General features: G+C 60.6%; 12 protein-coding genes. 5 read left to right on the top strand and 7 right to left on the bottom strand.

The annotated features are described in order from the left end of the window. Nucleotides 1-45: 45 nt before the first annotated feature. Nucleotides 46-606 (top strand): DUF2780 domain-containing protein, encoded by a 561-nt coding sequence (locus tag AC3IUE_RS29850; RefSeq protein WP_489264491.1) that lies wholly within the window; start codon nucleotides 46-48, stop codon nucleotides 604-606. A gap of 1 nt (nucleotide 607) precedes the next feature. Here the strand turns inward: AC3IUE_RS29850 and yihG are convergent, their stop codons facing one another. Continuing rightward, entirely contained in the window at nucleotides 608-1495 is an 888-nt protein-coding gene (gene yihG / locus AC3IUE_RS29845) for a 1-acylglycerol-3-phosphate O-acyltransferase, YihG family (protein WP_489264490.1), read from the bottom strand. A 269-nt stretch (nucleotides 1496-1764) separates the two neighbouring features. On the opposite strand from yihG, the gene rloA2 reads away from it, so the two are divergent. From rloA2 to creD, 4 genes are all read left to right on the top strand, one after another. Then, nucleotides 1765-2271 (top strand): retropepsin-like aspartic peptidase RloA2, encoded by a 507-nt coding sequence (gene rloA2, locus AC3IUE_RS29840; protein WP_033053442.1) that lies wholly within the window; start codon nucleotides 1765-1767, stop codon nucleotides 2269-2271. A gap of 74 nt (nucleotides 2272-2345) precedes the next feature. Then, nucleotides 2346-3026 carry a two-component system response regulator CreB gene (creB, locus tag AC3IUE_RS29835; RefSeq protein ID WP_489264489.1) on the top strand — a complete coding sequence of 227 codons (681 nt, stop codon included), beginning with the start codon at nucleotides 2346-2348 and terminating at the stop codon, nucleotides 3024-3026. Beyond that, entirely contained in the window at nucleotides 3026-4447 is a 1422-nt protein-coding gene (gene creC / locus AC3IUE_RS29830) for a two-component system sensor histidine kinase CreC (protein WP_489264488.1), read from the top strand. The genes creB and creC overlap by 1 nt, the downstream gene beginning before the upstream one ends. A 262-nt stretch (nucleotides 4448-4709) precedes the next feature. After that, a complete protein-coding gene (gene creD / locus AC3IUE_RS29825) occupies nucleotides 4710-6080 on the top strand; it encodes a cell envelope integrity protein CreD (protein ID WP_489264487.1) in 1371 nt (456 codons plus the stop codon). Nucleotides 6081-6290: 210 nt separating this feature from the next. On the opposite strand, the gene AC3IUE_RS29820 is transcribed toward creD, so the two are convergent. From AC3IUE_RS29820 to AC3IUE_RS29795, 6 genes are all read right to left on the bottom strand, one after another. Next, on the bottom strand, nucleotides 6291-6920 hold the full coding sequence (locus AC3IUE_RS29820) for a glutathione S-transferase (RefSeq protein WP_489264486.1): 630 nt from the start codon (nucleotides 6918-6920) through the stop codon (nucleotides 6291-6293). A gap of 68 nt (nucleotides 6921-6988) precedes the next feature. After that, entirely contained in the window at nucleotides 6989-7168 is a 180-nt protein-coding gene (locus AC3IUE_RS29815; protein WP_150658462.1) for a hypothetical protein, read from the bottom strand. After that, nucleotides 7165-8295 carry a PepSY-associated TM helix domain-containing protein gene (locus AC3IUE_RS29810; protein ID WP_489264485.1) on the bottom strand — a complete coding sequence of 377 codons (1131 nt, stop codon included), beginning with the start codon at nucleotides 8293-8295 and terminating at the stop codon, nucleotides 7165-7167. Before AC3IUE_RS29810 ends, AC3IUE_RS29815 begins: the two co-directional genes overlap by 4 nt. 72 nt (nucleotides 8296-8367) lie before the next feature. After that, complete coding sequence (locus tag AC3IUE_RS29805) at nucleotides 8368-10797, bottom strand: TonB-dependent siderophore receptor (protein ID WP_489264484.1); 2430 nt, start codon at nucleotides 10795-10797, stop codon at nucleotides 8368-8370. 218 nt (nucleotides 10798-11015) lie between these two features. Further along, nucleotides 11016-11984 (bottom strand): FecR domain-containing protein, encoded by a 969-nt coding sequence (locus AC3IUE_RS29800; RefSeq protein WP_489264483.1) that lies wholly within the window; start codon nucleotides 11982-11984, stop codon nucleotides 11016-11018. Then, nucleotides 11981-12499 (bottom strand): RNA polymerase sigma factor, encoded by a 519-nt coding sequence (locus AC3IUE_RS29795; protein ID WP_046052410.1) that lies wholly within the window; start codon nucleotides 12497-12499, stop codon nucleotides 11981-11983. The genes AC3IUE_RS29800 and AC3IUE_RS29795 overlap by 4 nt, the downstream gene beginning before the upstream one ends. Between the last annotated feature and the right edge of the window lie 93 nt (nucleotides 12500-12592).

Here is a 12592-nt window from a genome sequence, read left to right as displayed (position 1 = left end):
GCTGCCCATTGCCGGGCGGTTTTCATGGCACATGAGGATGTCTGAATGAAGATTTCACGCGGTTTTGCACTGGCTTCGCTGATGTGTCTGGCGGCCAGTCCGGTCTTTGCTCAGTTCAGCCTGTTCGATGCGGCCAATGCCCTCTCCGGCACGCAGGACGATGACGCCGCCGCGTCCGCGCCGACCGCGACGACCGCGCAGGCGGCCGGTCTGCTGAGTGCTCTCAGCCAATTGAACGTGACGCCAGAACAAGCCATTGGCGGTGCCGGGGCGATGCTCGGTCTGGCGAAGAATCAATTGAGTTCGACCGACTACTCGGAGTTGTCCAAAAGCGTGCCCGGAATCGACTTGCTGTCCGGTGGCGGTCAACTTGGCCTCCTCAGCGGCTTGCTTGGCTCGTCCGGTCAAGCGGCAGGTCTGGGCAACGTCTTGGGCAACCTGAATAACACCAACGACCTGAACAGTGCCTTCAACGCATTGGGGATGGACACTGGCATGATCGGCCTGTTTGCCCCCGTGCTTCTGCAATTTTTCGGTCAGCAGGGCGTCGGCGGTTCGCTGCTGACAAACCTGGGCGGGATCTGGGGCGCAGGCACCGGTACCTGATTCAGCGGCGCTCGGCGCGCAACGCGTCGATGCGCTGGTCCTTCTCGATCCAGAGCTGGTTGACCCAGTTCTGGATGGTTTCGCGAAACTGCGGATCGTTTTCGTAGTCGCCCTGCCACAGCGCCGGGTCAAGTTCGCGGGTCTTGATGTCGATGATGACTTTCGGCACGTTGCCGCTGAGCAAATCCCAGAACCCCGGAATCGTCTGCTGCGGATACACCACCGTCACATCAAGGACGGCGTCCAGCTGTTCGCCCATTGCTGCCAGAACAAACGCCACGCCGCCAGCCTTGGGCCTGAGCAGGTGGGTGAAGGGTGATTGCTGCTGGGCCCGTTTCGCAGCGGTAAAGCGTGTGCCTTCCAGGTAATTGACCACCGTCACCGGCTGACGCTTGTACAACTCGCACGCCGCTTGGGTGATCTGCAGATCCTTGCCGGCCAGCTCAGGGTGCTTCGCCAGGAATGCCTTGGTGTAGCGTTTCATGAACGGGTAATCCAGCGCCCACCACGCCAACCCGAGGAACGGCACCCAGATCAGCTCTTTCTTGAGGAAGAACTTGAAGAACGGCGTGCGTCGGTTCAGGGTCTGGATCAGCGCCGGGATATCGACCCAGGATTGATGGTTGCTGATCACCAGATACGACGTGTCGACCTGCAGGTCATCGCCGCCACGGATGTCCCATTGCGTGGGGATGCACAGGCGGAAAATCAGCTTGTCGATTTCGGCCCAGGTCTCGGCGATCCCCATCACCGTCCATGACGCGTAATCACGCAAGCGCCCGGGCAGGACCAGTTTGAGCAAGGCGAACACCATCAGCGGCCCGAACAGGACCAAGGTGTTGAGCAACAGCAGCAGGGTAACGAAACAGCCGGTGAGCAGGCGGCGCATAAGTAACTCTTGAAAGCCTTTGGGCGCGCAATGATAAGCAGCTTCGGACGGCAGGCCAAATCGGTGACGACGAATGTTTCACCTTCAAACCGCTAACCTATCTACACCGATCGTTCCCACGCTCTGCGTGGGAATGCAGCCCGGGACGCTCTGCGTCCCAGAAGCGTGACGCAGAGCGTCACATGAGGCATTCCCACACGGAGCATGGGAACGATCATGCGTACAACGGTCTAAAATCCCGCTGCCCACTCCTCAAGGAAGCCCATTACGTGAAATCCCTCCTTGCACTGCTTTCCCTCGTGGCCCTGCCGGTCCTGGCCGCTGAGCCGACCCTGTACGGGCGCTACGAATACATCGCGCTGCCGGAAATCGGTGGCGAAGTCCTCAAGGCCAAGATGGACACCGGCGCCCTGACCGCGTCGCTGTCGGCCAAAGACATCGAAACCTTTACCCGCGATGGCGACGAGTGGGTGCGCTTCCGCCTCGCCACCAAAGGCGCGAGCAACAAGGTCTACGAACACAAGGTCGCGCGGATCAGCAAGATCAAGACCCGCTCCGAAGAAGATGAGGATGACAAGGAGGCGGTCGAACCCACCAAGCGTCCGGTGGTCGATCTGGAACTGTGCCTGGGCAACGTCAAACGCACCGTGGAGGTCAACCTCACCGACCGCAGCAGCTTCAACTACCCTTTGTTGATCGGTGCCAAAGCCTTGCGTGAGTTCGGCGCGGCGGTGAACCCGGCACGGCGCTTTACGGCGGACAAGCCCGACTGCTGATTTCAAGTGGTCTCATTGACGTGACGTGAGCCTTGGGGCACCGTTCGCCCACTTAACTCCCGGGCTCGGACGCCATGCCTCATATCCTGATTGTCGAAGACGAAGCGGCGATTGCCGACACCCTGATTTTCGCCTTGCAGGGCGAGGGCTTCACCACCACCTGGCTGAGCCTTGGCGCCGCTGCGCTTGAGCATCAGCGCCAGACCCCGGCCGACCTGATCATTCTCGACATTGGTCTGCCGGACATCAGCGGCTTCGAGACCTGCAAGCAATTGCGGCGTTTCAGCGAAGTGCCGGTGATCTTCCTCAGCGCCCGTGATGCTGAAATCGATCGCGTCGTGGGCCTGGAAATCGGTGCCGACGATTATGTGGTCAAGCCGTTCAGCCCACGGGAAGTGGCGGCGCGCGTCCGGGCGATTCTCAAGCGCATGGCGCCGCGAGCGACCGCCGAGGTGGCATCGGCGCTGTTTCGCATTGACGGCGAACGAGTGCAAATCAGCTACCGCGGCCAGCTTCTAACCCTGACCCGCCATGAGTTTCGTCTGCTGCAATGCCTGCTGGACCAACCCGAACGGGTCTTCAGTCGCGAGCAGCTGCTCGATGCGCTGGGCGTCGCTGCAGATGCCGGGTACGAGCGCAGCATCGACAGCCACATCAAGAGCGTGCGCGCCAAACTGCGCCAGGTGAAGGCCGACGCGGAACCGATCCAGACCCATCGCGGCCTCGGCTACAGCTACAACCCGGGGCATAGCTGATGCCTCTGGGGATCCGGATATTCCTGGTCTACGTGCTGTTTATCGGCCTGACCGGCTACTTCGTGCTGAACACCGTTATGGAAGAAATCCGTCCCGGCGTGCGTCAGTCCACCGAAGAAACGCTGGTCGACACCGCCAATCTCATGGCCGAAATCCTGCGCGACGACTTCAAGGCCGGCACCCTGAACCAGAATCGCTGGCCCGAGCTGCTCAAGGCTTATGGCGAACGGCAACCGAAGGCGAGCATCTGGGGATTGCCGAAGAATCAGGTCAACCACCGGATCTACGTCACCGATGCCAAGGGCGTTGTGGTGCTGGACTCCAGCGGTGTGGCAGTGGGGCAGGATTACTCGCGCTGGAACGACGTTTTACTGACCCTGCGAGGCGAATACGGCGCTCGTTCCAGCCGCAGCGATCCGGACGATCCGAACTCCTCAGTGATGCACGTCGGCGCCCCGATTCGTGACAACGGCCAGATTATCGGCGTGGTCACCGTCGCCAAACCCAACAGCTCGTTGCAGCCATACGTTGATCGCACTGAACGGCGATTGCTTGCCTGGGGTGCCGGTTTGATCGGCCTCGGTCTGCTGTTTGGCGCGCTGTTGTCGTGGTGGTTGAGCGCGGCGCTGCGGCGGCTGACTGCTTACGCTCAGGCCGTCAGTGAAGGCCGACGGGTCGAGGTTCCGCACTACCGTGGCGGCGAACTGGAACAGCTGGCGACGGCGGTGGAGCAGATGCGCACGCAGCTCGAAGGCAAAGCCTACGTCGAGCGTTACGTGCACACATTGACCCACGAACTGAAAAGCCCGCTGGCGGCGATTCGCGGCGCGGCGGAGTTGCTGCAAGGCGAGATGCCGCTGGCCCAGCAGCAGCGTTTTGTCAGCAACATCGACAGGGAAAGCGCGCGGATGCAGCAGTTGATCGAGCGCCTGTTGAATCTGGCCCTGGTCGAGCAGCGCCAAGGGCTGGAAGAGCGGGTGGCGGTGCCGCTGGCGAAGTTGGTAGATGAGTTGCTGAGCGCTCAGGCGGCGCGCATCGAAGGCAAGCAGTTGCGCGTGGAACAAACCATTGCAGCGGATCTGGTGCTGACCGGTGAACCGTTCCTGTTGCGTCAGGCATTGGGTAATTTGCTGGAGAATGCGTTGGATTTCACGCCTGCAACGGGCGTGTTGCGATTCAGTGCCGCGAAGGTCGGCGAGCAAATCGAATTCAAACTTTTTAACCAGGCCGAGGCGATTCCCGACTATGCGTTGCCGCGACTGAGCGAGCGCTTCTATTCGCTGCCGCGCCCGGACAGCGGGCGCAAGAGCACGGGGTTGGGGCTCAACTTCGTTGAAGAGGTGGTCAAGTTGCATGGTGGGTCATTGAACATCGGCAATGTTGACGGCGGTGTTGAAGTCAAATTGCGTATGCCTGCTTAAATCCACCCCTCACCCCAGCCCTCTCCCCACGGGGGAGAGGGGGGAAAGGGAGCCGATCTTCAAGTCTTTCAAATTCTGAGTTCGACTCAATATTTCAAGTCGCCAATTTTCTACGTATCACATCAATCAGTCCCCTCTACCCCTTGGGGAGAGGGTTAGGGTGAGGGGTGGTTCTTGAACTTCTCACACACTCTCCACATTCCACCCACAAATCCCCCACACACTCATCCCAGACTCCCCCCATCCAAACAGGGAGAGTCCCATGAACCGCAGCCTGACCATAAAACTCGGGGCAATTGCCCTTCTGATTCTGTTGTTGCTGATCCCGCTCTTGATGATCAACGGCGTGATCCAGGACCGTCAGCAACTGCGCGACGGTGTTCTCGAAGACATCGCCCGCAGCTCCAGCTACAGCCAGCAACTGAGCGGTCCGATCATGGTGGTGCCGTATCGCAAAGTGGTGCGGATCTGGAAGACCAATGAGAAAACCAACAAGCGCTACCAGGAAACCGGCGAAGAACGCGGCCATCTGTATTTTCTGCCGGAGCGTTTCGAGCTCGACGGCAAGGTGCAGACCGAATTGCGCTCGCGGGGTATTTACGAGGCGCGGCTGTACCACGCCGACAACCACATCAGCGGCCTGTTTTCGATTCCCGCGCAACTGGGTATCAAGGAAGATTTCGCCGATTATCAGTTTGATCAAGCGTTTCTGACGATAGGCATCAGCGATATCCGCGGGATCGAAAATGCCCTGAAACTGGACCTCAATGGTCAGAGCCTGGACTTTGAACCGGGCACGCAACTTGGCTGGCTAGGCGAGGGGGCACACGTCATGTTGCCCGCGCTGGACAGGCACAAAGGCGCGGAACTGGCGTTCGCCTTTGACCTGCGCCTGCAGGGCACCGGCCAGTTGCAGATCACTCCGGTCGGCAAAACCAGCAAGGTGCAACTGGCGGCCAACTGGCCTCACCCGAGCTTTATCGGCAACTACTTGCCGGCTCAGCGTGAAGTCACCGGGACAGGTTTTACCGCGAATTGGCAGACTTCGTTCTTTTCCACCAACCTGGAAGAAGCCTTGACCAACTGCCTGACCAGCGACCGTTGTGACGAGTTCAAGAGCCGCAACTTCGGGGTGAGCTTCATCGATCCGGTGGATCAGTACCTCAAGAGTGATCGGGCGATCAAATACGCGCTGCTGTTCATTGCCCTGACCTTCGCCGGATTCTTCCTGTTCGAAGTGCTCAAAAGCATGGCCGTGCATCCAATCCAGTACGCGTTGGTGGGCGTAGCCCTGGCGTTTTTCTACCTGCTGTTGCTGTCGCTGTCCGAGCACATCGGCTTTGCGCTGGCGTACCTGTTGTCGGCGGGCGGCTGTGTGTTGTTGATTGGTTTTTATGTCTGCCATGTGCTACGCAGCGTGCGTCACGGCTTGAGTTTTTCGGCGGGATTGGCGGCGTTGTATGGCTTGCTCTATGGCTTGCTCAGTGCAGAGGATTACGCGTTGTTGATGGGGTCGCTGCTGTTGTTCGGATTGCTGGGCGTGTTTATGGTGCTGACCCGCAAGCTGGACTGGTATGGGATTGGGCAGAAGTCGGCCAAGCCGTTGGTGTTTGATATTGGGGCAGTGGAATGAGCCGGTCGTTGGGGTTGCGCGAGGATCAGCGCGAGGGCGAGGTGTTGGCGACGCTGATTGCGGTGTTATTTCCGTTAGATCCGGTGTGGTGCCATCGCGAGCAGGCTCGCTCCCACATAGGATCTCCAGTGAACACAAAATTCGTGCACACAACTGATCAACTGTGGGAGCGAGCCTGCCCGCGAAGAGGCCCAGACAGCCAGCGAAACTCTAAACCTTCGGCATAGTCGCCAGCATCGAAGGCCGCTGACTTACCTCAAAATACCAGTTCGCCAGCTTCGGATTCGTCGTGCGCCATTCCAGATCCGGATGGCGCAAATCCAGGTAGCCCAACGCACAGGCAACACTGATCGCCGCCACATCGAAGTGGCTGGTCAGTTCGGCGATCGCGTCCACTTCCAGCAATGCCAGGCCGCGACGAATCTTCTCGCGCTGGCCATCGAGCCACGCGTCCCAGTGTTTTTCCGGGGCACGCAGCGCGACTTCATAACGAATCAGCACCGCAGCGTCCATGATCCCGTCGGCCAGGGAGGCCAGGGTCAGACGCCGCCAGCGAGCCGAGCCGTTACGCGGGATCAGCGGGTTGCCGACGTGCTGGTGGTCGAGGTAATCGAGGATCACCCGGCTGTCATGGATGACGTTGCCATCGGCCAGGCGCAAGGCCGGGATTTTACCCAGCGGATTGTCTTCGTTGAGTATCAGGTCCGGGCTGACCGGCGTGAGCACGCAGTCTTGCAGCGCCACGCGGTCCTGTTGACCGGTTTCGTGCAGCAGCACCATGACTTTGCGAACGAAGGGCGACAACGGGTTGTGGAACAGGGTCATGCTGGGGGCGGACATGGCAGCGTCTCGGTGTGGGACAGTGCTGGGCAGCATAGCGCGTGTTTCACGCAACAGGTTCGGTGTTGTTAGCGGCGTTGCAGCAGGCCGCGCAGGGCGAGGATTGCGGGAATGCCCAGACCCAACCAGCTCAAGGCGTCCCACACGCCGTCCCCCAGCAACGCGGCGAACAGCCCCGCAGCGCTGAGCAGGGCGATAACCGTGGGGGTGGAGAAGACTTTCCAGAAATTCGATTGCCGCGGCCTCATGCTGGACTCTCCGTGTTCTCGAGTGCTGGTTTCGCAGCTTTGCGCCGCACCACCCACAGGTAAACCCCGCTACCGAGGACGATGATGGTCAGCCCATCCAGCGTCGCCCAGAGGATCTTCATCGGCATGCCGCCGTAATCACCGAAGTGCAACGGTTGAGACATGCCCATGGCGTCCATGTACCACGGGCGTTCGGCCACGGCGGTGACTTGCAGGGTGCTGGCGTCGATCAGCACCGGTGTCAGCAGGTGCGAGGTCAGGTGAGTGCTGCCTTTCATGAACACCGCGTAATGGTGTTCGCTGGAGAAGCGTGTGCCGGGGAAGGCGATGAAGTCCGGCTGCATGCCCGGTGCGACTTCCTTGGCGATGTCGAGCAAACGGGTCGCGGGCGCCAGTTGTGTCAGTGGCGGCGCATCGCGGTACGGCGCGACCATCGCGCTCAGGCTGTCGTTGCGCCACGCGGCAATCAGCAGGTCGGCGCAGGCGCTGATGACGCCGGTGACACCGACCACCAACGCCCAGGTCAGCGTCACTACACCGATCAGGTTATGCAGATCGAGCCAGCGCAGGCGGGTGGATTTGTCCTGGCGCACGGTGGCGAATTTCAAACGCCGCATGAACGGCAGGTACAGCACCGTCCCGGAGACAATCGCCACCACGAACAGAATCCCCATGAACGCCAGCAGCAACTTGCCCGGCAGACCGGCGAACATGTCCACGTGCAGGCGCAACATGATCATCATGAAGCCACCGTTGGCCGACGGCATCTCCAGCGCTTCGCCGGTACGGGCGTCGAGCATGAAGGTGTGAGACGAATTCGGTTCAGTGCCAGCGGTGGCCGCCATGATCGTAATCGCGGCGTTGGGCTCGTCTTCGTCGAAGCCGAAATACTGCATGACTTCGCCAGGGCGATGCTTTTCAGCGGCCTGCACCAATTGCTGCAAATTCAGCTGCGAGGTGTCCGCCGGCATCGCCTTCAATTCAGCGGCATCGCCCAGCAAGTGGTCGATCTCGTGATGGAAGATCAATGGCAGGCCGGTCAGCGCGAGCATCAGCAGGAACACGGTGCAGATCAGGCTGGTCCAGGTGTGGACGAAGGACCAGCGGCGAATTGTTTTGCTTTTCATTTCATAGCCTTCAGAAATACCAAAGCCGTCCATGTCGGACGGCTCGGGACTTGGGCGTGTCAGGTCAGGCCATTACCACTTGTAAGTGGCACTGGCGACGACGCTGCGTTGGTCGCCGTAGTAGCAGTAGAAGCTGTCGCACGTGGAGATGTAGTCCTTGTCGAACAGGTTGGTGGCGTTCAGTGCCAGGGAGGCGCCTTTGAGGCTGTTGTCCAGACGGCCCAGGTCGTAATGAACCGCGGCGTCGAACACGGTGTAGGCGTCAGCCTTGCCGAGCGAGGTATTGCCCTGATCGCCGTAGGTATTGCCGGTGTAGCGAGCGCCGGCGCCGATGCCGAAACCGTCCAGCACACCGTTGTGCCAGGTGTAATCGGCCCACAGCGAAGCCTGCTGGTTAGGCATCAGTTGCAGACGATTGCCTTTAAAGTCGCCTTTCTGCACTTCGGATTTGGCCAGGGTGTAAGCGGCGATGACCTTGAGGTTCTCGGTCACATCGGAAACGGCTTCCAGTTCCAGGCCTTTGACTTTCACTTCACCGGTCTGGCTGGTGACCGAAACGTTGTCCGAGTTGGTCGTGGTGACGGAGACGTTTTTCTGGGTCAGGTCGTAGACCGCAGCGGTCAGCAGGGTGCTGCTGCCAGGCGGTTGGTACTTGATGCCCAGTTCCCACTGCTTGCCTTCAGTCGGCTTGAGCGAATCGGTCGGCGACGCCGTGGCGTTGCTGGTCGGCTGGAACGACTCGGCATAAGACAGATAGGGCACGAAGCCCGAGTCGAACACGTAGCTGATCGCCGCGTTGCCGCTGAAGTTCTTGTCGCGCTCGGTGTTGGTGGCATCGCCTTTGTTGAAGAATTTGGTGCCGGTGTGGACCCAGTCTTCACGACCACCCAACGTCAGGCGCCATTGGTCGAGGGCCATCTGGTCCTGGACGTACAGGCCGGTCTGGTAGGTCTTCTGGTTGTAGTCGTAAAACGCCGTTGAGCGTGGCGGACGAACGATGGGCTGGCCATAGATCGGGTTGTTGACGTTGGTGGTCAGACCGTCACCGAAGATCGAGGTGTAGTGGGTGTTGGTGCGCTGGTGATCGAGGCCGATCAACAGGGTGTGACGGATGTCGCCGGTCGCGAAGTCGCCCTGGAAGTTGTTGTCCACGGCGAACTGGCTGATGTCCTCGTCGACACTGGTGCTCGAGCGGCCAACGTTGCCTTCGGCATCGACCTGGGTGAACGGGTAGGCGCCGGGAGTGAGGGCCTGGAAGGACAGGTCCGATTTGGTGTAGCGCAGGTTCTGCTTGAACTGCCAGACATCGTTCAAACGATGTTCAAAGGCGTAGCCCAGTGCGTAGTAGGTGCGGTCGTAGAATTCCCAGTCCGGGTCGCCGAGGTTCTTGTGATGGGAAATCTTGCCGAGCGGCGAGTGGATCCTGGTGCCCTGCACCGGCAGGAACTGGCTGGTGATGCCGGTATCGTCGTGGGTGAATTGCGTCAGCAAGGTGAACTTGGTGTCTTCGTCGATGTTCCAGGTCAGGCTCGGCGCGATGTTGTAGCGCTTGTTGTCGACGTGGTCGACCTGCGTGCCGCTGTCGCGCACCACACCGCTCAAACCGTAGAGGAACTGGCCTTCGTCATCGATCTTGCCGGTGCTGGCGAAGTTGATCTGGCGATGGTTGTCGCTGCCATATTGCACCTGGATTTCGCTGCTCGATTCGGCGCTGGGACGACGGCTGACCATGTCCAGCAAACCGCCTGGCGGGGTCTGGCCGTAAACCGACGAGGCCGGGCCGCGCAGCAGGGCGAGGCGGTCGAGGTTCCAGGTTTCCTGTTTCGGGTTGGCATACACGCCTTTTGGCAGTGGCAGGCCGTCGAGGAATTGCGTCGGTTCGAAACCGCGCACACGCAACCAGTCGGCGCGGGTGTCGCTGCCGTAGCTGCTGGCGGTGATGCCGGGCATGTAGCGCACCGCGTCATCGAGGCTGTGCACATTGCGGTCGTCCATTTGCTCGCGGGTGGCGATCGAAATCGAGCGCGGTGCTTCGACCAGCGCGGTATCGGTCTTGGTGCCGGCGGCGGTGCGGGTCGCCAGATAACCTTCCACCGGTCCCCAGGCACTTTCGGTGTTTTCCACGCCAATGACGGCGGTTTCCGGCAGGGCCATCACGCCTTCAGGCACGGCCACCAGGCTGTAGGTGCCAGCGCTACTTTGTTCCAGTTGCAGACCTGTGCCGCGCAAGGCTTCGCGCAGGGCGCCGGCTGCGTCGAATTGGCCTTCGACCGGCGCCGAGGTCTTGCCCGCTGCCAGTGAAGGATTCAACGACAGCGCCAGACCGGCCTGGCTGGCGATCTGGTTCAGGGTGCTGGCCAATGGCGCGGCTGGCAGGTTGTAGGCGCGAACGCTGGACGCCTGTTCAGCGGCCATCAGCTGACTGCTGGCCAGAGGGGCGCAAAGGGCAATGGCAATCGCCAGCAAACTGGGGCGCAACAAGGTGTCGAGCGAACGGGACATACAGCGGCTCCTGAATGGAAATATTTCTCAATTGCCTAGGTGCCGAACGAGAATTCAAAAGTGATAGGGCTGATTGAAAATAATTTCGATTCAGTAAACAGGTCGTTTTGATGTGGCGAAGCTGATGGCCCCTTCGCGAGCAGGCTCGCTCCCACAAGGGAACGCATTTCAAATGTGGGAGCGAGCCTGCTCGCGAAGGCGTCTTACCTGGTTCAACATCACTTGGCTTCAGCCTTCGCAACCGTCACCCACCACGGCGTGTGCTGTTCGATCTGCACCGGCAGGGTCGGCAGCAGGGCGCTCAGGGCCAGATCAGTGTCGTGCAGCGGGAAGCTGCCGGTGATTCGCAGGTCGGCGATTTCTGGCGCAACGCCAAGATGCCCGCGGCGATAACGACCGAGTTCATGGACCAGGTCTTCCAGCCGTGCGTTGTCCACCACCAGCATGCCGCGGGTCCAGGCATCGGCGCCGAGGTTGAGCGCGACAATCGGCCCGAGGCCATTGCTGCGCATCAGGACTTGTTGGCCTTCACGCAGAATCTGCTCTTCAGGACTCGACTCGGGATGGGCCGCCACCGCCGACTTCAGCACGCTCAGGCGCGTACCGTCTTCTTCACGCTTGACCAGGAACCGCGTCCCCAGTGCACGCAGGCTGCCTTCGCGGGTTTCGACGATAAACGGCCGGGCGTCGCCATGGCCGGTTTCGACGAGGATTTCCCCTTCCTGGAGGATGATCAGCCGTTGTTTTTCATCGAAACGCACATCCACGGCGCTGTGGGTGTTGAGGTTGATCAGCGTGCCGTCGGTCAGGCGCAGGGTGCGTTGCTCGCCGGTGGCGGTGCGCTGGTCGGCCAGCCAATAGTCGATCGGCAGATAACGATCACCGGCGAACAGCGCCAACCCGATCACCGCGACGATGCTGGCCACGCCGCTGCCGAGTTTTCGCACGCGCCGGCGAATGCTTTCGCGCGATTGCAGTAACGCGGTGCGGGCCGGACCGCTGGCAACACTGAAGCGCTGGTCGAGCATGCCCAATTGGCGCCAGGCCCGCGCATGTTCTTCGTGGGCGGCATGCCATTTGGCGAACTCTTCGCGATCCACCGGGTTGCCGGAATCCAGGGACAATTGCCAGGCAATCGCCGCATCCAGCACCTGCGCCGAGACGGGTTTGGAGCTGACGGGACTCATACCGGCTCACCGTACAAAGCGATGTAGCACTGACGAATGCCCTGGGCCAGGTACTGACGCACCCTCGGTACCGACACACCCAGGCGCTCGGCGATTTCGGCGTGGCCGAGGCCGTCGAGACGGTTATAGAGAAACGCTGCCCGGGCTTTGCTTGAGAGCTTGCCAAGCAGACGGTCGATGGCTTTGAGGTCTTCGAGGATCAGTTGCTGTTCCTCCACCGACGGTTGTTCACCTGCGGGGATCAGCATCAGTTCGGTGAGGTAGGCCTGTTCCAGCGCGGCGCGGCGGAAATAGTCGAACAGCAGACCCTTGGCAATCGCCACCAGAAACGCGCGCGGTTCACGCGGCTCCTTCAGTTCTTCACGACCCAGCAAACGCACGAAAGTGTCCTGACTCAGGTCTTCGGCTCGTTGCGGACAGGCCACATTGCGTCGCAGCCAGGCCAATAGCCAACCGCGATGGTCGCGATACAACGCACCAACGAGCTCACTTTGAGGGCTTTGGACTGACGACACGCAGCATCACCGATTGGGAAGTATTAACTAACGAGAATTGTTCGCGATTGTGTCAGAGGCGGGGGAGGTAAGCAATTGGCGTTGGTCGGGTGG

The organism is Pseudomonas sp. GL_093 (genome assembly GCF_057837605.1).
The sequence above is the reverse complement of the archived record's forward strand: the minus strand, read 5'-3'. Positions and strand labels throughout refer to the sequence as shown.

Excerpts from the sequence above, each read along its gene's own strand:
- AC3IUE_RS29800 (WP_489264483.1), bottom strand. The coding sequence starts at position 11,984 with ATGAGTCCCGTCAGCTCCAAACCCGTCTCGGCGCAGGTGCTGGATGCG.
- AC3IUE_RS29815 (WP_150658462.1), bottom strand. The coding sequence starts at position 7,168 with ATGAGGCCGCGGCAATCGAATTTCTGGAAAGTCTTCTCCACCCCCACG.
- creC (WP_489264488.1), top strand. The coding sequence starts at position 3,026 with ATGCCTCTGGGGATCCGGATATTCCTGGTCTACGTGCTGTTTATCGGC.
- AC3IUE_RS29820 (WP_489264486.1), bottom strand. The coding sequence starts at position 6,920 with ATGTCCGCCCCCAGCATGACCCTGTTCCACAACCCGTTGTCGCCCTTC.
- creB (WP_489264489.1), top strand. The coding sequence starts at position 2,346 with ATGCCTCATATCCTGATTGTCGAAGACGAAGCGGCGATTGCCGACACC.
- AC3IUE_RS29850 (WP_489264491.1), top strand. The coding sequence starts at position 46 with ATGAAGATTTCACGCGGTTTTGCACTGGCTTCGCTGATGTGTCTGGCG.
- yihG (WP_489264490.1), bottom strand. The coding sequence starts at position 1,495 with ATGCGCCGCCTGCTCACCGGCTGTTTCGTTACCCTGCTGCTGTTGCTC.
- AC3IUE_RS29810 (WP_489264485.1), bottom strand. The coding sequence starts at position 8,295 with ATGAAAAGCAAAACAATTCGCCGCTGGTCCTTCGTCCACACCTGGACC.
- AC3IUE_RS29805 (WP_489264484.1), bottom strand. The coding sequence starts at position 10,797 with ATGTCCCGTTCGCTCGACACCTTGTTGCGCCCCAGTTTGCTGGCGATT.
- creD (WP_489264487.1), top strand. The coding sequence starts at position 4,710 with ATGAACCGCAGCCTGACCATAAAACTCGGGGCAATTGCCCTTCTGATT.